The organism is Phocaeicola faecicola (assembly GCF_013618865.1).
Lineage (GTDB): Bacteria > Bacteroidota > Bacteroidia > Bacteroidales > Bacteroidaceae > Phocaeicola > Phocaeicola faecicola.
In genome coordinates this window covers 46,022-71,450 of record NZ_JABSOE010000013.1, presented here as the reverse complement: position 1 = coordinate 71,450, position 25,429 = coordinate 46,022, and the positions used below count along the sequence as shown (strand labels likewise).

Sequence of the window (25,429 nt, the reverse complement as noted above, 5' to 3'; positions counted from 1 at the left end):
AATCCTGTCGCTGCAAGCACTTGGCTATGACGGTGGCGAATCTTGTCATAATACATCAATTGAACTTTTTAGACCACAAAGATAAGTCAAAGAACGCTTTAATCAATTATTCGATATAAACTCTATTGTATAGTTTGCCAGGAGACTACACTATAGAATTTACAAATACCGTAATTATTTTAAATAGGTCAGACTTACCCAAACTGAAATTAATTGATCCGCCTTCTTCGGTTAAGGATAAGTTCCATTTGGAATGTATCAATGAGCAATATAAGCTGTATGCCTCTGTAATCAAATTAGCTGAGAGCAGAAATCTTCTTGACGAATATATCAGAACTGGAGCATATCTAGAGGAAAAACTCAAACAGGCTGCATTGGTGTGTACAGAGCTGAATGCAAAAATATTGTGGAAGGAAAATATACCTATTGTTATGATTAAAGTGCTTGATAGATTTATTGATAGTGGCAATGAAAATCTTTCCGAAATCCGTCCGTTCAATGCCGGCTGACATCCGTCTATCAACCCTCTTAAATGAATTCCAAACATCAGGTTGATGTTTCTGGTTTTCAGGAAATCATTATGAAGCCTGCCATGCTCCGTAGCGATTTCTTTTTCAAGGGACAACACCCACCTTCCGGCAGTTAGATTTATCACCGGAACGTTTCCTCTTCTCACCTTTATGTAGTATAGCCATAGACTGTATGATCCATTTTAACCTGTAAATAAACGAATATAATAGCGAAAAACGGTTTTTCGGACAGGACAGATTGTATGTATGAATCGTTTCTTTTCAGATACCAACTCTATATTGAGAATGGAAAATAGGATAATCGGTTAACCTTGCAATGATTTTTGTCAGGATTTGGAACTCTGATACGGAAATCGCTCCCTACATTTGCATCATTAACAATATGTTTCACTCAAATACATTTCGAATTATGAAAGACAGCAAAAAAATTGAGTTACTGAATGAACTGGTTTCCAAATCGACACCGCAAAATGTGGACTTCACGCCGCACAATGGCAATTACTGCGTTACTTTGGTGGCCGTGCAGCCTGTCGACTTTTTCGGTAATAAAAAGCGTAACTTCAAGATCCGGGGACGTTTGGACGAAGGCAAGACAATTTCAGCCGATTTGATAGCAGAGGGCGAAATGCTCTTTGGCATAGAAGGTCTGCCCTATGTGGCGCACGAAGGCGACCGGACCCCTATATACAAAATTGTCCGTGCCTCCATTCTCTGTGCCTACGGAGCTTTGCAGCTTCCCAACCTTCACCGGTCAATGAGAAAGATTGCCCGGCAGGATTACCCTTTTACAAAAAAGGACAACAAGGAGCAGCTAAAAGCTGAAGTCCGGTTCATGAAAAAACTGGCAGCCGTAAACGGTGATTCCGGACGCCACACCAAGGCGCGAACTGCTTTGGTACATTCCACATCCTCCCGGCTGAAGGATTGCCTGTTGTACTACAAGGAATATGAACCCCGGATATACGAACAGATACAGAACTCCATGACTGAACTGCAAGCGTTCATCCCTTCCAAGGAAGACAGCGAAAGTGCGGTTCCCGACATGTTTGTTTGGAAATACGATTCGGATTATCCCAGTGAGACCTTCGACTATCAGGTAGTCATGTTCAACGCCAAAAGCAAGAACAAGGGACAGTTCTGGTGGGATTACCTGAAACTCAATATCTTTCTGGAAGATCCGGAATATCGTTTGGGCTACTATATTCTGATGAACCGCTGGCAAATTCCGGTCATTCAAAGATGGATTGCCGGATACCGCGAAAAAGGTCTTTTCGAGTCCCAGCGTGCAAAAGACTATCTTCTTTTCTATCTGAAAGCCGGCGAAAAGACTCCGGTCCGCGTTCTGAACTCCCAGGGTGTACAAGTCAAGGTAAAAATGATTCCAAGATAGGTTCGGTCACATATTGCTCCTCATAGGGAAAAGTGAATAATACATTTTGTTGAAACTCTTCTGCCGACAAGATGCATTATTTGCCTTTCCCTTTGTTTTTGTAACAGGATATTTATACTTTTGCCACATAAAAAACCGTCCGGTCGGTATTTTTTATGTATAACAAAGTCCAAAATGAATCCGGTTGCCGGAAAATGGAACGAAAAAAGACATAGAGGAACATCTCTGTTTGAAATTCCACTTTCCGTTCGGGTTCCCCTATGCCAAATAAACCGACTAATCGGATTATTTGATAACAAATATAGCTAAAAAGAATTTGGTACAGGAATTTAAAGAAAAAAAAGATACTGGGATAAAGCGGCATAAAAGAGCTTATTGGTTACTAAGAGCCTTTAATTCATCTATTTCCGCCAAAGCTACACATTTAATAACATTAAAACAAACTGCATTTTCATGTAAAAAGACTATTTTTGTAGAATACAAAAATAATGTCATGAAAGGAACAAAAGGTTCAGAAACAAAAGCGTTAATCAGGGAGGTTGCATTAAAACAGTTTCTGACAAAAGATTACAGCATGGTCCCCCTGAAAGATATAGAGAAAAGCCTCAATTTATCAAGAGGATGTATGTCATATCACTATCCAACAAAACAAGAATTGTTTATTGATGTGATCAACTTCTACATTTTAGATGTGCAAAGAATAAAGCATGCATCAAACAATATGTCTGATCTGTCTTTATTCGAATACCTCAATCAATATGTTAACAATATTGCAAAGGTAATGGAAAAACTTTCCCATATTGTTCTACCGGAAGCCAATATTAATGGAACACGTGCATACATGACTCTGATTTTGCAGGCTGAAAAAAATTACCCCGGATTTCATCAGGCATTGAATGAAATTGAAAGGAATGAATTGGCGCAATTGAAACAAATTGTTGTTAAGGCACAGAAAGAAGGTGAAATACGTAGCACTTGCAATGCCGATTTGCTTGTTCAACAAATCAGATTGATTTTCTTGGGTAAATCATATCAGGATTCATTAAGGAATGGATTGGATGTGAATTCCTTAAGAGAACAATTGTTTTTTATATATTTCTTAATCAAAAACAGGTAAAAAAAATGAAGAATGATGTTTTTATTACGGGAACATCTTGTTATTTCCCTAATAAACCGGTCTCTAATGAAGACATGGAAGACTTTTTAGGATTGATTGCAGGAAAACATTCAAGAGTCAAACCTATTATTTTAAAACAGAATGGTATCAGACAACGCTATTATGCACTCACAAAAAATCAGGAGATAACGCATACAAATGCAGAAATGGCAGCTAGTTCAATACGACGGCTGTTACAGGATACTTCTGTCTCAGAATCGGATATTGAATTATTGACATGTGCCACATCAAGTCCGGACCAGATGCTTCCGTCCCATGCCTCCATGGTTCATGGATTGCTGAAAAACAAGCCGATGGAAATATTTTCCGCTTCGGGTATCTGTCTATCATGCCTTCAGGCATTTAAAACAGCTTTTTGGAGCATCGCTTCCGGAGAAAAGAGAAATGCGGTATGCAGCACTTCCGAGTTAATATCTGCAACTCTGCTCTCAAAAAACTATGATATTGAATATGAAAAATGCGCAGACTTGGGTACACAGCCCTATATGGCACTTGAAAAAGATTTTCTGCGTTTCATGTTAAGTGACGGTGCCAGTGCCGTATTACTGCAAAACCATCCAGAAAAAGGAAAAGCACTAAAGATTGAATGGGTGGAAATGACATCATTTGCAAATGAGCTGCCCACATGCATGTTCATGGGAGCAGAAAGTAAAGATGACGGAGAATTGAGAAGCTGGAAATCATTCAGCAGTCAGGAAAGAATAGACCGCTCATTATTTGTTGTAAAACAAGATGTAAAACTATTAGGTAACTATGCCGTAAGGTATTGTGTAAAACATATCCAATATTGCCTTGAAAAACACAACATTTCACCGGACGAGATTTCTTATGTACTCCCTCATGTCTCTTCCTTGTTCTTTTATGATAAGCTTATAAATGAACTGAAACAGGCAGGAATCGGAATTGACGAAAGCAAGTGGTTCACGAATTTGCCGAAGGTCGGCAATATCGCTTCCGCCGCCATATTTGCGATTTTGGATGAGTTCTGGAATACTCACAAGCTCAATTCTGGCGAAAAAATACTGCTGATTGTCCCGGAAAGCGGACGTTTTTCTTATGGAACGGTACTATTAAGTGTGGTTTAGTTTGGATATAAACAATAAATCACTTACTTTTGCACAGATAAGAAACGACATAGTATAGTATCATATATCATCTTTCAAACGAAAAGTGGAAAATTTCAAAGAGATAAGATGGGATATGACGGCTTGCGCTATATCAAGGCATATAGCACGGGTGCGTCAGCTTCATCTCTAAGGTATTCCACTACCACGTTTGGGTTGCTGATTGCATCTGTGCTATTTTTATATAACGTATGCCATTGGATGGACCCTAATTTGAAAAAACGGATAATTGACGAAGCATACAGGCTGTTCATTATCAAAGGAATAAAGCACACTTCGTTTTGTGACATAGCAATAGCTGTGCACAAATCCAAAGGGGCAGTCATGCATTATTTCCCTTCCAAAAAGCAATTGGTAAACACGGTTGTCGAAAAGCGTTTTATCCCTGCATCCCAGTTGTCCCCGGAAATAAAGCTTTTGTCTTATAAAGAATGGAGCGAGTTTATCCGCCATTACAAGAACCCTATCGAACGGGCGATTCATGATTTTCCGGGAAATCCGGACGGTATCGGATTACTGCATTATATGCAGTTCATATCTTCCGCAAGCGAATACATGAATGAGTTTCCGCAAATATACCAGAAGCTCCTTGAAGAGGAGCAGGCTTTCCTTCTCAATGTAACCAGTAAAGCGGTTACAAAACACAATCTGATAATAAGCGATATACAATTATTCAGCAGACAGACATTTGAAATGTCCATCGGCAACACATTTCTGAAATTGATTTCCTTCAATTAAGAATCCTGACACTCTCCCTCCCGAAAAACGGAAATACAATCCGCCTGAGAAAAGCATTGTTTTCCCCTTCCATCAAAGGAAACCCCTTTTCCGTTTGCCAACCGCGTTTGTTTACGGTTTTCAAATGAATTTTCCGTACGGCTCCGCCGGGGAAAATTCATTTGAAAAAGAACGCGGCAGCAAACGGAAAAGGGGTTGCGACAAAGATTACAGGGGCAAAACAGTGACCGACGTGACGCATAGCCGCCGGACGGCAGCATCCTATCTTTATACCGATAGCCTGAAACAGACCGTAGAACATACCGGACCCCACAACTTCTTGTGATGGAATAAGTGGTTCCCGACAGGCAACAGGGGGCTTCAGCTCCCTCTGTTCTGCATAGCCCAGAGCTGGCGCATGGCATCCCTCTCCTTCCGCATACGCCCTCGTGTCTCCTTCCTAACCTGATGTGTGCTGTCCTTGCGAGTGCCCTTCCACGCTTTCAGTCTCCTGTTTCCGTCTTTCGTCCTCTTTTTCCTGCGTTTTCCTCTTTTATTCAATCTGCCGGACAGACATCTCATGCCATCTTGCGACACGTAACGTCAACACGTTGTAATTCTGCGGTTTATTCAAAAACAAGCAGTTATTTTTGGAGTATGAAACAAATTTGACAACCTCTAAAAGTGACAGCTATGGCACAAGAAAATGACATGAAAGAAAAACCGAAACGGAAACGCAGAACGGCAGACCGGTCCGTAAAAGAACAACCGTATGTGGAACAAATCAGCGAATTGCTGATGGTCCACAACAAGAACGACCCCAAGTCTGGAGTCGGCGTCATCAGTCAGGCAGACGAAAAGGGAAACTACAAGACTGTACCCCCGGATGAGAAAAATGAAAACTCATTCCTGAAATTCGACAAGAATTCAAGCATTCTTGAAAACTTCATCAAAAACTTCTGGAGCCAGTTCAAGGAACCGACCCATTTCCGCCTCCTGCGCATGACCTACCATGACTACCAACGGAACAAGCAGGCCATCAAGGACCTGGCGGAAGGAAAACAGACGGACGCAGTGAAGGAGTTCCTCAAGCACTACGAAATCCGCCCGAAAAGACAGGAGGAACAAAAAAGTACAAACGAAAAAGAAAACGCAAGTATGGCAAAGAAACAGGAACAACAACCGCAGCAACCACAACAACCGCAACAGCAGCCCGAGCAGCTCTCACAAGTGCAACAGGCCGCACAAGGTATGGAGGGGCAGCAGAATACTGAAAACCAGACACCGTCCTACCGCTACAACGAGCACATGATTGACTGGGAATACTTGAACAAAGTCGGTGTATCTAAGGAAATGTTGGAAAGGTCCGGAGTCCTCGACGGTATGCTGAAAGGTTACAAGACCAACAAGACCATTCCGCTGACGCTCAACATCAACGAAGCGATGGTCATCAAGATGGACGCACGCCTCTCATTCTTCTCCAACAATAACGGGCAGGTAGTGCTGGGGGTACACGGCATACGCAAGGAACCGGAACTGGGACGACCTTACTTCGGACATAATTTTACCGAAGAGGAGAAAAAGAATCTGCGCGAAACTGGAAATCTGGGACACCCCATTGATTTGAACCTGAGAGGAAACACCTACGAACCTTGCCTGGTATCCATTGACAGGAACACTAACGAGCTGGTGGCTGTCCGGACGGAACATGTCTATATCCCCAACGAAATCAAGGGTGTAAAACTCGAACAGGACGAAATCAACAAACTGAAAACGGCGAGCCCGTTTTTGTGGACGGAATGACTTCCGCCCAAGGGAAAGAGTTCAGCGCGACACTCCAATATAATGCCGAACGCAGGGGAATCGAATTCATTTTCCCGAAAGACCAGGAATTCAACCGGCAAACACTCGGAGGGGTACAGCTCACTCCCAACCAGATAAAGATGCTCAGCGAGGGACATACAATCCTGGTGGAAGACATGAAAACTAAGGAGGGAAGAATATTCTCATCATTTGTCACACAAGACAGCATCTCTGGAAAAATGATCTACACGCGCAGCAATCCCGAGACTGGGGAAATCTACGTGCCCAAGGAAATTAGCCACACGCAGCTGACACATGAGGACAGGGAAACTCTCCGCAAGGGAGGAACGGTATATCTAGAAAACATGATCAGCAATAAAGGGGAAGAGTTCTCCGCTTTCGTACGCTTGAACATGACAACGGGCTATCCGCAATATTCCCGCACACAGGACGGCTTCAACGAACAGCAGGCTCCGAAAATCCCGGCAGAAGTCTTTGGACATGTGTTCACGGCACAGGAAAAGGCAAACTTGCAGGACGGGAAAGCCATCCTTGTTTCCGGGCTGAAAAAAAACGGTGGGGAGGAGTTCTCCACCTATATAAAGGTCAGTCCCAACACAGGAGCGTTGAACTACTTCCAAGAAAATCCGGACAAGCCCCGAAACACCCAGCAAAATGCGCAGGCAAACAACGCCACCCAGCAACAGGAACAGAAAAAGGGTGCGAAACAGGCGGTATGACAGCACCTGCCAGAAGGAAATAACCTATTCACGAACATTTCAAGACAAGAATGACAATGGAACAACGACCAAATCACATATTCAAGGAAGAACAGATTGACTGGACACAACTGGCTAATGCCGGCATCAGCAAAGAGCAACTGGAAAAGGACGGAAACCTCGACCTGCTCCTGCAAGGAAAGCAGACGGAAATCCTGTCTGTCAAGCTGAAGACACCTGTCATCAGGCTGACCATGGATGCCACGCTCCGCATCATAAGGAATGCGGAAGGCAATCCGGTCGTGGAAATCAGCGGTATCAATACCGAAAACCAATAAACAGAAAAATCAGTATCACCGGTTTCTCCGTATGGCTTGTCCGTATGGAGAAACCCAAAAACAGAAACATCATGATTGCAATATTGACTGACAAACCGAATGTAGGCAAAGAAATAGCAAGAATCGTAGGCGCGTACAAATTTGAGAAAGGATACATGGCCGGAAACGGTTATCTGGTGACATGGACGTTCGGCAACATGCTTTCGCTGGCCATGCCGAAGGACTACGGAACGGAAAGAATGGAAAAGGAGGATTTCCCCCTGGTACCGGAAACATTCCGCCTGATGGTGAAGCATGTCCGCACAGATGACGGATGGATACCCGATATCAATGCCGTCATGCAGCTCAAGACGATAGAGAAAGTGTTCGGGCAGTGCGATACCATCATTGCCGCCACCGACGCTTCACGCGAGGGAGAAATGGTATTCCGATACATTTATTCCTATCTGGGCTGCAAGCAGCCGGTGCTGCGCCTCTGGATCTCGTCGCTGACGGACGAGGCGGTACGCAAGGGGATGGAAAACCTGCGGCCTGTGAGGACGTACGACAACCTGTTCCTCGCCTCCGACAGCCGCAACAAGGCTGACTGGCTGTTGGGAGTGAACGCAAGCTATGCCGTATGCAAGGCTACCGGACTGGGCAACAACTCACTGGGACGGGTACAGACTCCCGTGCTCGCCGCCATCAGCAGCCGTTACCGTGAACGTGAAAACCATATCGGAATGGACTCCTGGCCGGTCTATATCCAGATACGCAAAGGGGACACTTTGCTGAAGATGCGTTGCACCGACGAGTTCCACGACAGGGAAGCCGCCATGCAGTTTTACAACGACTGCAAACATGCCGGACAGGCAAGCGTCACCTCCGTCAGCCGCCAGACTAAGGAAATACCGCCTCCTGCCTTGTACAACCTGACCGAACTCCAGAAAGATGCCAACCGTTACTACGGCCTTACGGCCGGACAGACGCACGACATCGCCCAAAGTCTCTATGAAAAGAAGCTGATATCCTATCCGCGCACTGCCGGACGCCACATCTCACGCGATGTGTACGATACACTGCCCGCTATCATGGAAAAGGCTTTGGTCTGGAAGGAATTGCGCCCTTATGTGAAATCAATGGGTATCGACCTCACCCGACTGCCGGAACACGTTATTGATGACGACCGCCTGACGGAACATCCCGCCATCATAATCACGGGAGTATGCCCCGAAAAACTTGACAATACGGAAATGCAGGTATTCATGCTTGTCATTGGCAGAATGCTGGAAACGTTCATGCCCCCGTGCCGGATAGAATACACAACTGTAAATGCCGTATGCGCAACAGGAATATTCCGGATGCAGGCCGGTCGCATCCTTGAAAAGGGATGGCACGCCATCTTCGAGCACGAAAACGCAGCAATGCCGGAAGGTTACACGCCCTCGGCATGGTTTGAAGTGCAGGCGGGCGAAATGTTTCCAGTGGCAGCCTGCAATCTTGTACACAAGAAAGCCCTGCCTGTAAGTCCGTTCACCGATGCGGAACTGATCGACTATATGGACACGGCCGGATTGGGAACCGTCGCCACACGGTCAAACATTATCCAGACGCTGATTGACCGCAAGTACATCCGCTATTCGGGGCGTTACATCATCCCCACACGCAAGGGGCTGTACATCTATGAGACTGTCCGTGGAATGAAAATCGCAAATGCCTCGCTCACTTCCGGATGGGAAGCTATGCTGGCACATATAGAGCGGGGACAACTCGCCCCAAAAGCATTCCTCGATGGGGCGAAGAAACTGGCAAAAGAGATAACGGACGATATTTTCCGGATTTACAGATCCGACAGATAGCAAATACGATACTACGGGCAACAGAAGAGAAGGATGCAGATCTATTAAAGGTTTGCATCCTTCTCTTTTTGGGTTGAAGGTCCGGACGATGTTTTTCCGTTTTTGACGGCAAAGGTATCGGATTGCGCTGTTTGGCGCAAGGCAGCCCTTCGGGCCGGTTGGCTGGAAAAAAATCATCCTCGCTGCGCTCCGGTATTTTTTTCCGCCAAGCCTTGCCACCAAAACATCGCCAATCCGAAAATAGGAGGCCTGTAAAATCGGGAAAAACCATCCCGATGGGATTTATTCATCATAAAAAAAACAGTAATATGAAAATTCAGTCTATCAAAAACATCGGCACACTGGCAGCGACGGGAATCCTGATTACAGGAGCTGTCCTGCTTTGGAACAAGGGTATCGTTCCGGTCTGCACCATCACGCTCCTGCTGATGGCAGGAAGTATCGTAAGCTGGTTATTCAGCACAATCAGGCTGACAATCAAGCTGTTGATTGCCGCCATCATTCTGACAATACTTGTATAACCCTTCAAAAACACAGAACAGACATGAAAACAAGAATCTGCAATGCGTCTTCACCTGCAATGCCGGCCATGTGGCCCCCAGTCCATAGTATAAGACCAGTTAAAAGACGCTTTCCGAACACAGTGGACGAACCGAAACGGATCGGCTACTATCTGGAACCGCTGAAAGACATCGCCTCACATCCTGAAAGGACTGAGATATTAAGACTTTACCTGAACGAAAACATTGTTTAACCCAATTAAATACACAATTCTATGTTTTTTCAAACTATTTATCCGATGCTGTCCGCAGGTACGGACCTGAGCATCAACATCAGACGAGTGAACAATACCCTTTGTGTGGCAGTCATGCCACGGCACATGGGAGTAAAAGACGAATCCGGCAAGAACCTTGTTCCGCTTATCCTCAATGGCACTCCGGAGGAGTTGGATGCAGAATTCCTGAAAACCATCACGGCACCTGTCAGCCGGGCACTGGGTATGCTGACCAACCTTGAAACTTTCGAAAAACAGACGGAAAAGGTTTCCGCAAAGGGCAAGACGGAAAAAACGGCGGTTGAAAAGGAAACGAAGGAAGCAAGGGAAAAACGGGAAAAAATGGAAAAACTTCTGAAAAAGGCCGATGAAGCCCATACAGCACACAGGCACTCCGAAGCTCTTACCTGGTTAAAACAGGCACGGGTACTGGCTCCGGCCGACAAGCAGAACGAAATCGACATCCGCATGCAGGAAATACAGAAGCAAGCCGATGCCGGAAGCCTGTTCGCCGCACTGCCGGAAACCCAACCGCAGCCTCAACCGGCAGCACAACCGCAACCTGCACATCCGGCAGCACCAACAGGAAACGGCATAGGGACAGCCTCCATGACACAGGACGGACAAATGCAGATGTTCCACCAGCATCCTGCTGCCGTACCCCAATATACCGATACAGAACCTGTACCGGTGCCTCAACCCGTTATACAGGAAACAGGGAGTGTACCCGGAGGATACCCGCCTATGCAGCCGGGATATGTACAACCCGCACAATATACGGGACAGCCGGCAGCCAGGACAGAGGCACCTGCATCTCAACCCGTTCCACCGGAAACAGGAGGTTTTCCTGGAGGATACCCGCCCATGCAGCCGGGATACGTACAACCCGCACAATATCCCGGACAACATCCCGTATATCCGCCACAGATGCAGCCCGTAAACGGTCAGCCTTACCATTACCAGCAGCCGGTACAGCCGCCGCTTCCGGTACAGAACGCTTCCACAGGCAACCGTGAATACCGCACTCAGTCCCAGGAAACACCGGAAACATACAGTTTTGACAAGGACGACGAAACAGACAGGGAACTGTTGAAAGAAAACCCGTATGCCGAATACATTGATTTTCCGGAAGAAAACAGAGTAAAGGACGAGGCGCAACAGGAACTTGTATATTGTTAATCGGATGTACGTAAAACCTGTGCTGCCCGGCTATGTTCTCAACCAGGAGCAAGCTCAAGAAAGAGAATCATAAAACAAATTTACAGAACATTTTAAAATCATACAACTATGGCACTTGAAATCAAAGGACTCAAAAGAGTATTCAAACTGAAAAAAGGAAGCGAAACACTCCTTCTGGACGATCCGAATCCGAATATGGCTCCCTCCGAAGTCATGGATTTCTATTCCTTGACTTATCCGGAACTGACAACCGCCACACCGCACGGGCCGGTCATTGAAGACGATTGTGCGGTATATGAGTTCAAAACGACAATCGGAACCAAAGGATGAAGACACTGAATAAGAAACAAACGCTAAAAAAAGAAAAGACATGCAGACAGCTATCGGAACGGGAAATACAGGATTTGGCCCGTTACATTATCAACGAGGTGGAATCATCCACCGACATCAGCCGAGGGACAGCACAAAGAAGAAAACGGCTTCTTCCAACACCTTCAAGCGTAATGATTTTCTGACGGGGAGATTTCTCCCCGTTTCTTCCGATTTCTATATGGAAGACCCGGAAACGGAAACATCCATAAACCTGAGTACACGGAAAAATTTCGACTATCTCTACCGCTCAGCCGTGAATTATGTAAATCTGCTGGGACTGAACCTTCCATACCCCAAAAAGAAAAGGTCTTCCTATCCGAGAATCGACATCATACGACTGTACGAGGTCATGGAAAATCTGTTGCCGGAAAACGTCAATCTTGAATTCAGGGACGGCAGGCTCACATTCTGCCTCTACCATTTCCATAAATGGCCGGACTACGAACTGCTTTGGCTGCCTTTGGATTTCACGGAGAAGCTCAACCGCCAGCTCAAACGCATCACATTGGAGTTCATACGCAGATTCGCCCGGCATCACGGGATCGGGGATATAACCGACACATATTATTATGATATGTCCGGTGACTATCTTTTACTGAATCTTGACGAGGATTCCCAAGAATTCTCTCCGAAAGAGAAGAAAAGGATCAAGAATCTGGTAAACTCCTATGATAAAGGGAAAATTGCCAGGCTCTTCAAGCGGATGTACGGCAAATCATTCTGTATGGATATGGAGAAACAGCTGTATGCGTACAAGCCGAAAAAGAAAAGTGAAGAGAAGTTCGTTGAACTCTTAAAAGAAGGAATGACACTTATGGGCAAGGAAGTACCCGGTATCATGGATTACCAATATGACTGGATCAATGAGAAGGAGCCGGATTTCCTGCCCGCCACGCTGGATGCGCAGATCACACTGGTATATTCGCTAAATGATGAAGTATCGGAAGAAATAAGAAGCGTTTTCAATGCGGATATGCAGGAGTCTTACAACTTTACCCCGGTCACCACGCTTTTCCTGACCCCGGAAACGGACCGGATTTTTAAGGCGGATGACTTTCCGGAACAGTTTGCCGACTGGTTTTCCCGGTTTGTCTACCACATCACACATGAACTTTAAAAGAAAGGAATAGGCTATGAATGAATTAACAAGAGAACTACAACATATGCTGGTGCCCAAGGCGGCATTGATAGCTTACAGGCAGGATAGCAACACTTACAACCACAGGCAGGAATATTATCTGGAGCTTCATCCAATCGACAGAAAGGGAAAACTGAAAGCCGCCATTCCTGTTTCCTGTGAGTTTATGAACATACTTGTGGAAAACTATGCTATGAATATGACCAGCATTCCTTATGGGAAAATTCCTCCGAACCTGCTTTGGGCCAATTCCCGGAAAGGGCATGAAAAATATGTATGGTACAATCCTCCGGGAAGAAGAAGAATGTTCTTCCGTGAAAGCCTGAACATTGCAAACGGAGAATTCAACCAACCGGGAATCATCTATGCGGTGGAAAGGAACAAGATGAACATCTATGCCTTCAAGGGGGAAAAGCCACACGAAACGGACACCCTCTATCTTGCCCCGTATTTCAACGTGACCGGAAGCAGTGTATGTCTGGGAAACTCCTCTCTGCCTGTTCCACAGAATCCCACTTTTGACGAGTGGCTGGAATACTGGGAAAAACTTTTCTGGATGAGCGAGTTTTCCCATTTGGGAGGAGGGACAAACCCTACGAAGAGCAATCTTGTCATCGTCACGGAAAAGGCAAGAAACCAGCCCTTCGACTACGAAGAACTCAAACCACATAACAAACAATTAAAAGATCTGCTCACATGAAAAAGATTCATTATACAGACTCTTACCTGCTTGCCCCCTACCATCCGGTAAGCATATTCGTCATCGGAGCCGGAGGAACCGGATCGCAGGTAGTGACCAATCTCGCACGTATGGATGCCGCCTTACGCGCTCTCGGTCATCCGGGACTATACGTTACCGTATTTGACCCTGATACCGTATCCGAAGCCAACATCGGAAGACTGCTTTTCAGCGAATCTGAAATAGGACTGAACAAGGCAGACACACTGGTCTCACGCATCAACCGCTTCTTCGGGAACTCGTGGATGTCGGAAAGCCGCCGTTACCCCATCCTCACGACGGGGGATTCCGAGAACAAACGATTGGCCAACATCATCATCACCTGCACGGACAACGTCCGCTCGCGGCTTGACCTTTGGCGTTTCCTGAAAAAACACCGGGACACAAGAAACGACGACGAAAAAACGCCTATTTACTGGATGGACTTCGGCAACACGCAGTTTACCGGCCAGGTACTGATCGGTACCATACGCAATAAAATCAGACAACCTGCCTCAAAGGAATATCTTGCCATACCAAGCATGAACACCGTTACCGAAGAGGTCAGTTATTCCATGCTCCGCGACACCGATTCCGGCCCGAGCTGTTCCCTGGCTGCGGCATTGAAAAAACAGGACCTCTTTATCAATTCCATGCTGGCACAGGCCGGATGTGAAATCCTGTGGAAGATGATACATGAAGGATGCACCCCTTACCGGGGAGTTTACCTGAACATGGAAACCCTGCGGCTCACTCCAATACCGGTATGACCACAAACGACACGGCGCTTCCCGTTTTACTATAGCAGATACGGAAAGTGCCGTGTCATAAGAAATGACGGCTACAGCCATTGACATTATCCTGCACACCGGCAAATCAATTCATGTATGCCGTACATCTCTGTCAGAAAACAATTCCCACATCAAGTTTTTATTTTCCCCCGCTGTTTAAGGAATTCCTGAATCTCAGAAGCCAGATAGAAATTCTTCCCATTATCATCCATACAGTAATAGCGAATGATTCCCTTTTCACGGTAACGGGCAAGCGTGCGCTGCGAAACACCGAGCAACTCTGCCAGGTCCACATTGTCCAGCAACTTGTCTCCGTTCAGACACTCCTTCAAATGATTCATGTGATCCAGTTTCTTTTCGATACGGGCAAAGCCTTCCACCATCGTGGCAATCAGCCTTTCAAGTATTTCATTATCTATATACGACATAATCTTTCCATGTTTAAGTGAATACTCCATACCCTCTTTTTGTGCGCACATGAAGAGTATATGCATATTACAGTGAAAAAACAGTGCCGTAACATTACATTTTCAAGGCAAATAAACATAAACACCTATATATCAACTTAATATCAAACAAGAATACTTGTATTACGAGTATGAAGTGTAAAGCCTTCAAGTGTAAACACTGTAAACTGTTTACAGTAAATTTACATATTACTTGATTTCTCTAAATTTTCATCTAACACTCTTGTAACTCTATAATACCTCCCCATTACAATGTATCTTATTTTAAAATCTTTCCTGCTTTTAAGACAACCGAGTCCATAACTAATAGCTATAATTTATAACTTTGTAAAAAACTAAAATTAAATATGGAATTATATAATTACTTAGGACATAATAAATACAGCACATCTGCTTTTTGTATTGTTTTAGACCTTCCTATCGACCTTACAAACTTTAAGAATGGACTCAATGATCATCAATTCGCACTTTATCTTCATGAATATATACATTTTCTGCAAGATATTTCCACAATATATGGTCTAATGAAATTTTCTAATATTTTACTTTATACGAAAGCCCAAGCATCGTATGCTGTAAAAAAGCGATATAAAAAAATCAAAATACCAGCACATGCACCATCTGACTCCCATTCTTATAGTTATGTTAAACGTAACTATGATATGTTTCAATTATATAGAGGAGATGGAGTTAATAGTTTGTCTCAACATTTTGACAAACATTCAATAACAATAAAACAAATAAAAGAAGTTAGTAACCTAAAACCCAGCAATAATGAAACAATTAAAACCTTACAAATAACCATTGAAGATCAAAATGGCACCACTAATACTGTTTGTTTTGGAGGAGAGATTATTTGTGAAAATATGGCATCTTTAGCTGAACGTGAATATCTAAAAAATAAGCAGCTTTTACCTTCAAAGACAACAGAATATCCATACTATTTGGCAGAAAAACTCGCAGAATTTATTTATCCTGAGATCGCATCCCTTTCTAAAGAATGGTTATTTTGGATAATGGATTTATGTTTATCAAAATCATTTAATCCTGGCTATGTATTTTTTCTTTTGATTAAAGACTTAAAAGACAATAGTTTTGTCAAGGCTCCAACAAATGAAAAACTACTTGCTATTTTTGATAAAATTATAAATGGCGGCAAATACACTCTAATGGAAATACACAAAGAAATTCTTGATGAATTAGACCAAATATTTAGACTTCCAATGTTTGATGGCAATAAAGATTGGTTAAAGGTTGAATTTGAGCGAATAAGATTCTTAAGACAAGACTCTCAAATTATGCGTTCTTTTATGCAATACAAAAAGACTGAACTATCTCGTATGGCAAGGGTTATTATGGATATGTTAGGTCATCCTACAGTCAAGAATGATATATCAGAAGCGATAATACAACCGCCTGCACGAGCTTTGAAGTTTCATCAAGTAACGAATCTATGCTTATGGTATTTTGAAGCATATAAAGAGGTATTCTCGGCTTTAAATATCCCAAATTATAAATGTCAAATGTACAAAGATTGTGTTCGTTCAAAGATAATCGATAAAGAAATACTTAATACTAAGATTTGTCCTGAACAACAAAAGATTTATAACACAACATCATCTATGGCATTATGTCCGTTTGGCGTGTTTTGGAAAAGTTTAGGCCTATGGGGGAAAAAGCCTATATAAAGATACAAAACTTCGAAGTCTCAATCTTTTCAAAAACTGATAATCTGAGATAACTTGTCACCACAAGCGGAAAAGACACTTGAAAGAGGTGTACCGGAACTTTCTGAAATGGGATACGTCCGTGAGTATGGCTATCCACGAATCACTCTAGACTTAAAGAGGTAGCCCTTTCCTAACATTTCCGCAGAAACCGAGTTTTCATATCTCTTTTCCATGCCGTCCACCTGATTGTGGAGGAAGAAGGAACCTGGAATGTCCGGGCAAGAAAAAATGCACCCACCACCTTCGCACCGCACCTCTCCAGATTCCGGGCATAATCGAAGAGACTTTCTCCGGTAGTCAGCAAATCATCCAGAATTACAACCCGCCTCCCACACAGTTCCGTGGACATCACATAATTATTCATATTGACAGAAGAACGTATAGCCGCCGTATGTTTGCTTTCCCTGTTTTCCGTGATACGGATCAGTTCCAATCCGGATTGGGCATATCCCGCGTTTTCCAGGAAACCGGCAACTCTGCCAAACCGCTTATAATATCGGGCAGCCGTGCTGCAAGGCATGAACATGACAGTTATCCCCCTTTCATAACAGAGAGTTTGGAACATCCGGGAAAAATACTCCCTGCAATCCTCTTCACCTTCCTTGAATGCATATACCTTCTGTACAAATTCCTCCTGTTCCTCGCGCAACCATCCATCATAGCGTTGCGAAAAATAGTAATTTCCGAATATACAAGGGATATTCCCGAACAGGAAAGGGCGCATCGGACGGGACTTGTCAAAATATTCCGGGTTGTTAAGGGCATACAACAGACGTGCAGGACGGTTTCCGGCTATTACCGCACGCCTTGCCAACACATCACGATCCTCTTTCTTATGACATGCCAGCGCATACTGGAAAAGCACTTTTGAAGCAGCCCTTTTCCAATAACGCGCATACAGCCAAAGTCCGACGAGAGCAAAAAGCACAGCCCATTCCCATATCCAGGTCCAAACCATAAAAATACCTTTTAACTACTGTAACCCAAATCCATTCCAGTAAAATTTGGTTTTCAAAATAAACATTCCATATGAAAACATCCATATATCCAATATAGATATGATGTTTTTTAACATTATAGATTACTTTTCTTCATGTTTTTTCCAGACACTTAATGAAATCTGATGCCATTCGCCCCCATTCATTTGGTTATGAACCGTTTCCCCTCTATTTTTGCAACAAACAAAAAGTTTACACCTATGGAAATTGTAAGCATCGAAGCCGAAACATTCCACAAAATGAGTGAGGCATTGGAAAACATTATCCAGAATTTGCAGAAAGGAAAAAAAACGGGAAACCGCCAAGGATTGGAGGAATGGTTAGACAACCAGGATGTATGCATGTTATTGAATATATCTCCCGGGAAACTGCTCAGCCTACGGCGCAGCGGAGCCATCGCATACAGCCGTATAGACCGTAAGATTTATTATAAGAAGAAAGACATCCAGAGCTTTATGGAACAAGAATTGAAAAAACAAAAAACTGAATGACTATGGCACATACATTACTTAATCTGGACAGTCCCGAAGTAACCCGATATTTCCAACACTTGGAATACCTGTCGTCATTATTGGAAAAAGACAATCACGAATACCGCCCCATATTGAACGGAGACCGCTATCTTACAGAAACGGAATTATCCAAACTTCTTAAAGTGACACAAAGAACCCTGATAGAACACAGGAATAACGGAAAGCTGCCGTACTATAAGTTCGGAGGAAGAATCCTATATAAGGAGAACGACATCATACAGATTTTAGAGAAAAACAGAATGGAAGCCTTCAAGACCGATTAAAAGTGCTGACATTATCCTTCTCATTATCAAAAACAAAAAAAAATACTATATGATATTTTTGAAAAAACTTCCACATATATTTGGAGGAATCGAACTTAATACATACCTTTGCAATGTCAAAAAGATAACAATACAGAATTATTGAAATAAGAAGAAGTTAAATTAAGGCTGATTCAGTGGTTTCAATAATTTCAAGAAATATAAAGGTATTGACCATCAGTAAATTAAGAGCATAATATTAGAAATGCTCATTTCCTGGTGGCACCACTTTGAAGAAAAGCAAAAGACAGTAAAATCCTGATTTCCAAGCGAAATCGGGATTTTTTGTTTTTCCCAAGCAGGCAAAAAACGGCAAAATATTACCGTTCGAGGTGGAGTAAAAGGTGGAGATAAAAGGTGGAGCAAAAATCTCCACCGAATTAGAGTCTTTCTCGCTGATTTGCAATGTTTTGCGCATCAAGAAAACGTGGTCGGTTTCCTACTTTTGTCCAAACCAAAAACTGTAGGAAAATGAAAAGAAGTTCATTCAATGTGCTTTTCTTCTTGAAGAAGACCAAGCTGCTGAAAAACGGAGAAGCATCCGTTTGTATGCGTATCACTGTAGATGGTACGCGAGTTGAAAACAACATCCGCAAAAGCATTAACCCGTCTCTCTGGAGTCAGGCTAAGGAATCCGCCAGAGGCAAAAGCCGCAAATCATGTGATCTGAATGCCTATATCGAAAATGCGAGAATCAAATTACATCAGATTTTTTGTGAGTTGGAAGAACAGAACCAGCCTATAACGGCACGTCTGTTACAGGAAATATTTTTCGGACAGGACAAAGAACCGGAAGCGGTACGCACGCTCATCGGTACCATGCAGGAGCACAATGACCAATGCCGTGCCCTGGTCGGTAAAGACTACGCCCTGATTACCGTTCGCCGTTATGAAAGCTGCAAGCGCTATCTTGCCGAACTTATCAGACAGAAATACGGAAAGGATGATCTGCCGCTGGCGGAAGTCAACGGTGAGCTGGTACGTGCCTTTGAATTTTATTTGAAGACAGAAAAGGAATGTCAGCAGAATACCGTTATCCGTTATATGAAATGTCTGAAGAAAATTACCAATTTGGCACTGGCCAATGAATGGATAGCCAAAGATCCGTTTATCGGTATCAAGTTCCACGAAAAAGAAGTAATCCGTGAGTTTCTTACTATGGATGAACTGCTGACCATCTACCACAAGGAATTTTCTCTGGAACGAATCACCGTAGTCCGTGATGTTTTTATTTTCGCCGCCTTTACCGGTTTGGCTTTCATTGACGTACAACAACTTTCCCATGAGCATGTCGTAAAAGACAACAACGGAAACTTGTGGATCAGGAAGCCACGTCAGAAAACAAAGAACATGTGTAACATTCCGTTGCTGGATATTCCTTTGGAAATCCTGAGAAAATATGCAGATTATCCTGCCTGCAAAAAGAAAGGAGTATTGCTGCCTGTCCCTTGCAATCAGAAGATGAACAGCTACCTGAAAGAGATTGCCGACCTGTGTCTGATAAAGAAGAACCTGACTACACACACGGCTAGGCATTGTATCTTTTCTTATTCATTGAAAATAAGTGGTTTATACGAGTCGCTTTATTAAGCAGGTAACGATTTAGAAACGAGCAAGGTTCCCTTATCTGTTTTATTCTGCATTATTGAATAAGAACGCTTTATCTAGATACAAAGGTAGTATTAATTTTGTTATGATTAAAATCATAATCTAAATTTTATTTTTACCATTCACAGGAAACCACAAGTTCCGGTTTTAATAATTTAAGTTCTTCAAATATCTCTTTAGCTGTTAATCCCGCATAAAATGGAACCACTTGGGGAATCATATTAATTTGGTCACAAAGAGATTGAATTTGTTCTTCTACAGAGTTGTTCTTATCAACGCAAATAGTATTTATGGCTGTTTTTCTTTCAAGATGCTCAGTTACCATTCCTACAAAATAACCTTTATCCGAAAATATTGGACCGCCACTATTTCCAGGTCGCACAACGGAAGAGTATATTAAACATTTATCCCCATTGTAGTTTGTTGAAATAGCATTAATTTCGCCTTTTTGTACTATTAGGGGAGTTTCCCTAATTCTGGAGATAGGTGGATATCCAAAAGTAAGAATTGTGTCTAAGACTTGTCCGGCACTAAATACCACATCATTTTCAGGATTTAATGGGCAGTCCAAAATCTCAATAACAGCAATATCCTTAGAGTCCGATTTATATATATTTCTAACAGCGTATTGCACCTCTTTAACTAATACTTCCTTAATTTCCACTCCTTCAATAACATGCAGGCATGTTAATATATGATTTGTTGATATAAGTAGACCGCTACCAATATGGTTATCTCCTTTATCGTCACAAACAACTATAATGGCGGTAAAAGGAGAAATTCTTTCTCTAACATAATCAAGACCTAAATATTCTGCATAAGACGTTATTTTCAGCCATTCCTCCTCTGGTGAAGGCATATTAAGAGATACGTACATATCACTTAATATTGGTAAGCCACCTAAAGACGAAACTTTATTAATAACTGACTTCTCAACTAACTTTTGTAACAAATGGTTTATATGATACAAATAAGTAAATGCACTTTTACCAAAGCTATTTTTCTTTGTATTATAATCTATAAAATCTTGTACAGAAAGTCCTATTGTATTAGCTTGTTCATCAGATAAATTATGGAGTTCCTTTTTAATTTGAGCTGCATTTATTAAGGTGAAATCCTCAATAATCCGTCTTATAAGTAATTCCAATTCTATAAACGTGATGGGAGCATTTGTTGCAGTTTCAAGTTCAGCCATAATATTATTCAATTAATCTATTAATAATACTGATTTTATTAATATTTGGTAAACGATATTCATATATAGATGCGATAATGATTTGGTTATTAGCAAAATCTCTTTTTAATATTTCAACCATTGCTTCTATGTTTTGTTTATCAATTTCTTTTCCGCTTGGTGAATCAAGAATTATTGGGAATTTAATGTTCAAATGTTTTTCAACCTCTAACAAGCAAGCAAGTCTAAAAGCAAAAACTGTTTTATGTAATATGGCTCCTGATAATTCTTTTAGATTTGAAGTAAATAAATACTTTTCGGTATTATGACTTTCATCTATTCCTAGTTCTTGAAGATATTTTTTAGTAGTATTGAATATCGAAGAGATTACACTATTTGCACTTCGTGTTAATTCTCTAATCTTTAGATTGATATCCGCTATTTCTTTTTCTAATTTCGCAATTCCTTTTTTTACAGCAACTTCATTTATAGGTATACTCGAAATTCTTTTATCAAATATATCCGAAATCGTTTCAACATTATCAAAGAAGGACAACTGTTGTTCTTCTATTCTACGCTCCTTTTCAAGTTCAATAATTTCCGACTGAATTTGATTATATTGAGAAGCTATTATTTTTCGTTTGGCTATAAGAAAATCAATAGTGTCGTTAAGACCTATAATATTATCCTCTGTAACGGCAAAGATTTCTCTATTAGGAGCTTGAACTAATAGACCTATTTCTGCAATGAAATTTCTAAAATATTTATTTTCCTTTAGGACCTTATCTATTCTGCATAATTCTTTCTTTAACATATTATGCTGAATCTTACATTGATTGATTTTGCTATCAATCAAAGAATTATATGATTCTCCTGCAAGATTGTTGGATTCGGAATCAATAGTTTCTTGATACTTAGAAACACTAAACATCTGTTTGTATTTCAACAAATCTTGTCTCTTTGTCTCCTTTTGTCTATATAATTCAGAACAATCAATCTCTGCTATTCCCCTAATTAGTTCTTCAATATTAAAGCGAATACTTCCGATGACAACTCCTCGATTAAGCAAAGTCCATCCCTTCTCCTGGTCAAAATAGAATATTCCTAAGAGATTATTTATAAGTTCTGGATAATTAGCTTTAAAAATAATTTTATGAAGAGTCGCTTCATCGCTTGGCAAAACATATGTCGTTACAGAATCATTCTGTTTCAATTCAATGTAATCCCTCGATTCTCTGCATAATACTAAAACCTCTCCACTATCCAGAGTTATTTGACTTTCGACTTTACAGTTCTCGAATTTGATATGCTTAGTATTGGGAACGCTATATCCGATTGAATATAACATAATTCTTAGTAAAGTCGTTTTACCCCTACTGTTAGCAAGACTATGTATCAGGTTGTTTCCATCAGAGAAAACAATCAAACGTTTATTATCAGCCTCTTCTATATAAATTGAATTGAAAATCATAGGTTTACAGCATTCTTAATATTGTCTATTTGAATACGTTTGTTCAAAATATTGCGAACAATAATTTGCAGAAGTTTTTCTTGTAGAGAACTAGACAAAAAAACACGTTCTCCTTCAAAAAGATATGCGAATTTACTACTCTCTGTTTCTATAAATTTTTGTTTTCTTTCACCGTTTTTTGCTCCTTTATAGAAACCATTATATGCACATAGCACCTTAGTTACAAATTCGTACTTTTCCGAGCAGGTATTTATAATTGCTTCGTAGCTTCTCGATAGTTCATATATCTCAGAATCATCAAATTCATCTTCATCATAATTTTTATTTTGAGTTACAAGAACTATTAAAGGCCATATAATATCTTTTTTAGTTAGTTTTATATCAGATATCCTTTTCGTTCCACTTCTAAAAATATCTTTCACCCAAATTCCGTGTAAATCGTCTTTAGCTATAGATATAATTCCTAATTTGGGAATGAAATCACCAATAGCATTCATAACACATTTATATCTTTCATTGTCATTATCTGTCTCAAAAGGTAAAATCTGTATTTTGAATTTACTCGTATCAAGAGGTTTCTCAATATTAGAGATTATCTTATTAATTTTATCCTTTAAAGATCTAGGCAATGAGCTATAATCCCTTTGTGAAACACCATAAAATATAGGATTCAATTGTTTCTCATTGAATGGGTTTGGAGTGTTAGTTATATATATAAGCTCTTTCACTACTCCCGATTTATGCTCTGCTTCTGATAAAGATATTATAGACTTTTTAAGATTGGATAGTACATTTGAAAAATCAGTACTACTATTTACAACAGACTTTGCTTGAGCCAAAATACTGCTGCCATCATTTAGATTGATTTCTATATCTTCAGATCCTTCTAAACGGATACTGGACATATCTTTAATATTCTCAAGCATTAACACTATTGCTGCATTCGCTTGAAAATCAAACCCAAACAATACTGAGGTAGCCGCTCTATTTGTCATTATTGTATTACATTTACATATACCTATACAAAATTAGTGATTATTTTATATAACTACTTAACTAACAAGTAATAAAATTGTTATTTTGTAATAACTAATTAATTTATAAATATATGAAGATAAGAAAAGTCAAATGGGCAAATCACCCCATATTGGGGAATTTAGAACTAAATTTTATAGACCCAACTACAAATAAACCATATTCTACTATTGTTTTAGCAGGAGAGAACGGTACGGGAAAAACTACAATATTAGAAACACTCAATACTTTTTTGAGCATTGGTAGTTTTGAACCTTTCAATGCAATTGAATATGAAATAGAAGGTAAACAATACATTTTGACACCATCAAACATACCGGGTTCACTCAAAACGTTTTTTACAAGATATGATGTCGAGAATGAAATTTCAGAAAACATTCACAGTGACCGGAATAATAATTCAAACTCTATTCAATCAGATAATAAAGATCCAAGATCTTATGGAAGTGTATTTTCCAGACCAAGGGCAGATTATAAAACAAACAAAATTGAATCTGTAAAAACAAACGAACTTGATAAAAACAAGTATGACTCGGATAATGATGATAATTTCACATCATTAAAACAACTAATTGTCGACGTTCAAAATCAAGACAATGAACGATATAGTGATATTAATGACGAACGTCAAACACAGAATTTGCCAGCAATGACAAAAGGTGAATTTGAACAAATTTCAAAAATATATCGTTTCAAAAATGCATTTAACAACTTTTTTGACAAAATTAAATATAAAAAAGTGTCTAATAAAGCAAATGAAAAAGTTGTATTATTCGAGAAGAACGGAGCTGAAATTTCATTAGAACATTTAAGTACGGGAGAAAAACAAATTGTTTTTAGAGGTGCATACCTCCTTAAGAATCTTTCTCTTCTTAATAATTCTACAATAATGATTGATGAGCCAGAATTGAGTATGCATCCTAAAATGGCAAGAAAAGATTCTTCAATATTATAAAACTCTTTTTACGGATGATGCTGGAAATCAGATTGTTCAATTATTTATAGCCACACATTCAGACCATGTCCTTAAAGAAGCTTTTAGGGATCAAATTAATACTTTGGTAATAGTTCTTAATGAAAGTAATGGAATAATTCAAAGTAAACATATTATTGCTCCTAATATTTTGCCTTCAATAACTATTGCAGAAACTAATTTTCTTGCATTTGACATAGTATCCAATGATTTTCATATAGAACTATATGGTTGGCTACAACAGAAAGAAAGTTTAACAAGTATAGCCGATACAGACAATTTCATCGTGTCCCATCCACTATATAATCCATTATTACATGAAAAAATATATACCCATCCTAATGGCAAAACAACATATCATTCACTATCGACATATATAAGAAATGCTATTGATCATCCAAGCACAACTACTGTCTTTTCACCTGATGAGTTGAGAACATCAATAGAATTACTGATTAATATATTAAGATAATCTATAATATACATCAAAGAACAAGAAAATGGGGCTTAACTAATTCTATTTGGTCAG

General features: G+C 40.9%; 24 protein-coding genes and 1 pseudogene. 20 read left to right on the top strand and 5 right to left on the bottom strand.

The window, feature by feature from the left end; all coding sequences use genetic code 11:
- Nucleotides 1–134: 134 nt before the first annotated feature.
- The 15 genes and pseudogenes from H3001_RS05680 to H3001_RS05610 all read left to right on the top strand — a co-directional run bounded on the left by H3001_RS05680 (nt 135) and on the right by H3001_RS05610 (nt 14,588).
- Entirely contained in the window at nt 135–509 is a 375-nt protein-coding gene (locus H3001_RS05680) for a hypothetical protein (RefSeq protein WP_246368503.1), read from the top strand.
- 430 nt (nt 510–939) lie between these two features.
- Nucleotides 940–1,920, top strand: coding sequence for a pseudohemocyanin (locus H3001_RS05675; RefSeq protein WP_181214332.1), 981 nt, complete (start codon nt 940–942; stop codon nt 1,918–1,920).
- 316 nt (nt 1,921–2,236) lie between these two features.
- Complete coding sequence (locus H3001_RS05670; protein WP_246368502.1) at nt 2,237–3,037, top strand: TetR/AcrR family transcriptional regulator; 801 nt, start codon at nt 2,237–2,239, stop codon at nt 3,035–3,037.
- 5 nt (nt 3,038–3,042) lie between these two features.
- The gene (locus H3001_RS05665) at nt 3,043–4,182 is read left to right on the top strand and encodes a beta-ketoacyl-ACP synthase III (protein ID WP_181214331.1); all 1,140 of its coding nucleotides are present in this window, start codon (nt 3,043–3,045) and stop codon (nt 4,180–4,182) included.
- 108 nt (nt 4,183–4,290) lie between these two features.
- Nucleotides 4,291–4,959, top strand: coding sequence for a TetR/AcrR family transcriptional regulator (locus tag H3001_RS05660; RefSeq protein WP_246368501.1), 669 nt, complete (start codon nt 4,291–4,293; stop codon nt 4,957–4,959).
- Nucleotides 4,960–5,631: 672 nt separating this feature from the next.
- Nucleotides 5,632–7,481 (top strand): annotated as a pseudogene (locus H3001_RS05655) (DUF3945 domain-containing protein).
- 56 nt (nt 7,482–7,537) lie between these two features.
- A complete protein-coding gene (locus tag H3001_RS05650) occupies nt 7,538–7,798 on the top strand; it encodes a DUF4099 domain-containing protein (RefSeq protein ID WP_181214330.1) in 261 nt (86 codons plus the stop codon).
- Nucleotides 7,799–7,869: 71 nt separating this feature from the next.
- Nucleotides 7,870–9,636: a DNA topoisomerase gene (locus H3001_RS05645; RefSeq protein WP_181214329.1), complete on the top strand. Its 1,767-nt coding sequence runs from the start codon at nt 7,870–7,872 to the stop codon at nt 9,634–9,636.
- Between the two features lie 308 nt (nt 9,637–9,944).
- Complete coding sequence (locus H3001_RS05640) at nt 9,945–10,157, top strand: hypothetical protein (protein WP_181214328.1); 213 nt, start codon at nt 9,945–9,947, stop codon at nt 10,155–10,157.
- A gap of 23 nt (nt 10,158–10,180) precedes the next feature.
- Entirely contained in the window at nt 10,181–10,390 is a 210-nt protein-coding gene (locus tag H3001_RS05635; RefSeq protein WP_181214327.1) for a hypothetical protein, read from the top strand.
- A gap of 21 nt (nt 10,391–10,411) precedes the next feature.
- The gene (locus tag H3001_RS05630) at nt 10,412–11,590 is read left to right on the top strand and encodes a PRTRC system protein E (RefSeq protein ID WP_181214326.1); all 1,179 of its coding nucleotides are present in this window, start codon (nt 10,412–10,414) and stop codon (nt 11,588–11,590) included.
- A gap of 108 nt (nt 11,591–11,698) precedes the next feature.
- Nucleotides 11,699–11,920: a PRTRC system protein C gene (locus H3001_RS05625; protein WP_181214325.1), complete on the top strand. Its 222-nt coding sequence runs from the start codon at nt 11,699–11,701 to the stop codon at nt 11,918–11,920.
- Nucleotides 11,921–11,960: 40 nt separating this feature from the next.
- A complete protein-coding gene (locus tag H3001_RS05620; RefSeq protein WP_181214324.1) occupies nt 11,961–13,079 on the top strand; it encodes a hypothetical protein in 1,119 nt (372 codons plus the stop codon).
- A gap of 16 nt (nt 13,080–13,095) precedes the next feature.
- Nucleotides 13,096–13,800: a prokaryotic E2 ligase family D protein gene (locus tag H3001_RS05615; RefSeq protein WP_181214323.1), complete on the top strand. Its 705-nt coding sequence runs from the start codon at nt 13,096–13,098 to the stop codon at nt 13,798–13,800.
- The gene (locus H3001_RS05610; RefSeq protein ID WP_181214322.1) at nt 13,797–14,588 is read left to right on the top strand and encodes a PRTRC system ThiF family protein; all 792 of its coding nucleotides are present in this window, start codon (nt 13,797–13,799) and stop codon (nt 14,586–14,588) included. The genes H3001_RS05615 and H3001_RS05610 overlap by 4 nt, the downstream gene beginning before the upstream one ends.
- Nucleotides 14,589–14,740: 152 nt before the next feature.
- Here H3001_RS05610 and H3001_RS05605 read toward each other — a convergent pair whose 3' ends face one another.
- Nucleotides 14,741–15,037, bottom strand: coding sequence for a helix-turn-helix domain-containing protein (locus H3001_RS05605; RefSeq protein ID WP_181214321.1), 297 nt, complete (start codon nt 15,035–15,037; stop codon nt 14,741–14,743).
- Nucleotides 15,038–15,423: 386 nt separating this feature from the next.
- Between H3001_RS05605 and H3001_RS05600 the strand changes: the two genes are divergently transcribed.
- Nucleotides 15,424–16,764: a hypothetical protein gene (locus H3001_RS05600; RefSeq protein WP_181214320.1), complete on the top strand. Its 1,341-nt coding sequence runs from the start codon at nt 15,424–15,426 to the stop codon at nt 16,762–16,764.
- Between the two features lie 172 nt (nt 16,765–16,936).
- Here the strand turns inward: H3001_RS05600 and H3001_RS05595 are convergent, their stop codons facing one another.
- Nucleotides 16,937–17,764, bottom strand: a complete 828-nt coding sequence (locus H3001_RS05595) for a phosphoribosyltransferase (RefSeq protein WP_181214319.1) — start codon at nt 17,762–17,764, stop codon at nt 16,937–16,939.
- A gap of 240 nt (nt 17,765–18,004) precedes the next feature.
- Between H3001_RS05595 and H3001_RS05590 the strand changes: the two genes are divergently transcribed.
- The 3 genes from H3001_RS05590 (at nt 18,005) to H3001_RS05580 (ending at nt 20,229) form a co-directional block, all read left to right on the top strand.
- Complete coding sequence (locus H3001_RS05590) at nt 18,005–18,295, top strand: helix-turn-helix domain-containing protein (protein ID WP_181214318.1); 291 nt, start codon at nt 18,005–18,007, stop codon at nt 18,293–18,295.
- Nucleotides 18,296–18,297: 2 nt separating this feature from the next.
- Nucleotides 18,298–18,600, top strand: a complete 303-nt coding sequence (locus H3001_RS05585) for a helix-turn-helix domain-containing protein (RefSeq protein ID WP_181214317.1) — start codon at nt 18,298–18,300, stop codon at nt 18,598–18,600.
- 510 nt (nt 18,601–19,110) lie between these two features.
- Nucleotides 19,111–20,229, top strand: coding sequence for a site-specific integrase (locus H3001_RS05580; RefSeq protein WP_246368500.1), 1,119 nt, complete (start codon nt 19,111–19,113; stop codon nt 20,227–20,229).
- Nucleotides 20,230–20,362: 133 nt separating this feature from the next.
- Here H3001_RS05580 and H3001_RS05575 read toward each other — a convergent pair whose 3' ends face one another.
- From H3001_RS05575 to H3001_RS05565, 3 genes are read right to left on the bottom strand one after another with little or no spacing between them, the layout of a single operon-like run.
- Entirely contained in the window at nt 20,363–21,442 is a 1,080-nt protein-coding gene (locus H3001_RS05575) for a S1 family peptidase (RefSeq protein WP_181214316.1), read from the bottom strand.
- A gap of 4 nt (nt 21,443–21,446) precedes the next feature.
- Nucleotides 21,447–22,892 carry a hypothetical protein gene (locus H3001_RS05570; protein ID WP_181214315.1) on the bottom strand — a complete coding sequence of 482 codons (1,446 nt, stop codon included), beginning with the start codon at nt 22,890–22,892 and terminating at the stop codon, nt 21,447–21,449.
- The gene (locus H3001_RS05565) at nt 22,889–23,887 is read right to left on the bottom strand and encodes a hypothetical protein (RefSeq protein ID WP_181214314.1); all 999 of its coding nucleotides are present in this window, start codon (nt 23,885–23,887) and stop codon (nt 22,889–22,891) included. The genes H3001_RS05570 and H3001_RS05565 overlap by 4 nt, the downstream gene beginning before the upstream one ends.
- Nucleotides 23,888–24,000: 113 nt before the next feature.
- Between H3001_RS05565 and H3001_RS05560 the strand changes: the two genes are divergently transcribed.
- Nucleotides 24,001–24,882, top strand: coding sequence for an AAA family ATPase (locus H3001_RS05560; RefSeq protein ID WP_181214313.1), 882 nt, complete (start codon nt 24,001–24,003; stop codon nt 24,880–24,882).
- Nucleotides 24,883–25,429 lie beyond the last annotated feature (547 nt).

What these genes read in the sequence shown, in the direction of transcription:
- H3001_RS05605 (WP_181214321.1), bottom strand. Translation starts at nt 15,037, where the DNA reads ATGTCGTATATAGATAATGAAATACTTGAAAGGCTGATTGCCACGATG.
- H3001_RS05640 (WP_181214328.1), top strand. Translation starts at nt 9,945, where the DNA reads ATGAAAATTCAGTCTATCAAAAACATCGGCACACTGGCAGCGACGGGA.
- H3001_RS05560 (WP_181214313.1), top strand. Translation starts at nt 24,001, where the DNA reads ATGAAGATAAGAAAAGTCAAATGGGCAAATCACCCCATATTGGGGAAT.
- H3001_RS05580 (WP_246368500.1), top strand. Translation starts at nt 19,111, where the DNA reads ATGAAAAGAAGTTCATTCAATGTGCTTTTCTTCTTGAAGAAGACCAAG.
- H3001_RS05565 (WP_181214314.1), bottom strand. Translation starts at nt 23,887, where the DNA reads ATGACAAATAGAGCGGCTACCTCAGTATTGTTTGGGTTTGATTTTCAA.
- H3001_RS05665 (WP_181214331.1), top strand. Translation starts at nt 3,043, where the DNA reads ATGAAGAATGATGTTTTTATTACGGGAACATCTTGTTATTTCCCTAAT.
- H3001_RS05635 (WP_181214327.1), top strand. Translation starts at nt 10,181, where the DNA reads ATGAAAACAAGAATCTGCAATGCGTCTTCACCTGCAATGCCGGCCATG.
- H3001_RS05575 (WP_181214316.1), bottom strand. Translation starts at nt 21,442, where the DNA reads ATGGCTGAACTTGAAACTGCAACAAATGCTCCCATCACGTTTATAGAA.
- H3001_RS05570 (WP_181214315.1), bottom strand. Translation starts at nt 22,892, where the DNA reads ATGATTTTCAATTCAATTTATATAGAAGAGGCTGATAATAAACGTTTG.
- H3001_RS05610 (WP_181214322.1), top strand. Translation starts at nt 13,797, where the DNA reads ATGAAAAAGATTCATTATACAGACTCTTACCTGCTTGCCCCCTACCAT.
- H3001_RS05585 (WP_181214317.1), top strand. Translation starts at nt 18,298, where the DNA reads ATGGCACATACATTACTTAATCTGGACAGTCCCGAAGTAACCCGATAT.
- H3001_RS05650 (WP_181214330.1), top strand. Translation starts at nt 7,538, where the DNA reads ATGGAACAACGACCAAATCACATATTCAAGGAAGAACAGATTGACTGG.
- H3001_RS05600 (WP_181214320.1), top strand. Translation starts at nt 15,424, where the DNA reads ATGGAATTATATAATTACTTAGGACATAATAAATACAGCACATCTGCT.
- H3001_RS05660 (WP_246368501.1), top strand. Translation starts at nt 4,291, where the DNA reads ATGGGATATGACGGCTTGCGCTATATCAAGGCATATAGCACGGGTGCG.
- H3001_RS05590 (WP_181214318.1), top strand. Translation starts at nt 18,005, where the DNA reads ATGGAAATTGTAAGCATCGAAGCCGAAACATTCCACAAAATGAGTGAG.
- H3001_RS05645 (WP_181214329.1), top strand. Translation starts at nt 7,870, where the DNA reads ATGATTGCAATATTGACTGACAAACCGAATGTAGGCAAAGAAATAGCA.
- H3001_RS05615 (WP_181214323.1), top strand. Translation starts at nt 13,096, where the DNA reads ATGAATGAATTAACAAGAGAACTACAACATATGCTGGTGCCCAAGGCG.
- H3001_RS05625 (WP_181214325.1), top strand. Translation starts at nt 11,699, where the DNA reads ATGGCACTTGAAATCAAAGGACTCAAAAGAGTATTCAAACTGAAAAAA.
- H3001_RS05595 (WP_181214319.1), bottom strand. Translation starts at nt 17,764, where the DNA reads ATGGTTTGGACCTGGATATGGGAATGGGCTGTGCTTTTTGCTCTCGTC.
- H3001_RS05620 (WP_181214324.1), top strand. Translation starts at nt 11,961, where the DNA reads ATGCAGACAGCTATCGGAACGGGAAATACAGGATTTGGCCCGTTACAT.
- H3001_RS05630 (WP_181214326.1), top strand. Translation starts at nt 10,412, where the DNA reads ATGTTTTTTCAAACTATTTATCCGATGCTGTCCGCAGGTACGGACCTG.
- H3001_RS05675 (WP_181214332.1), top strand. Translation starts at nt 940, where the DNA reads ATGAAAGACAGCAAAAAAATTGAGTTACTGAATGAACTGGTTTCCAAA.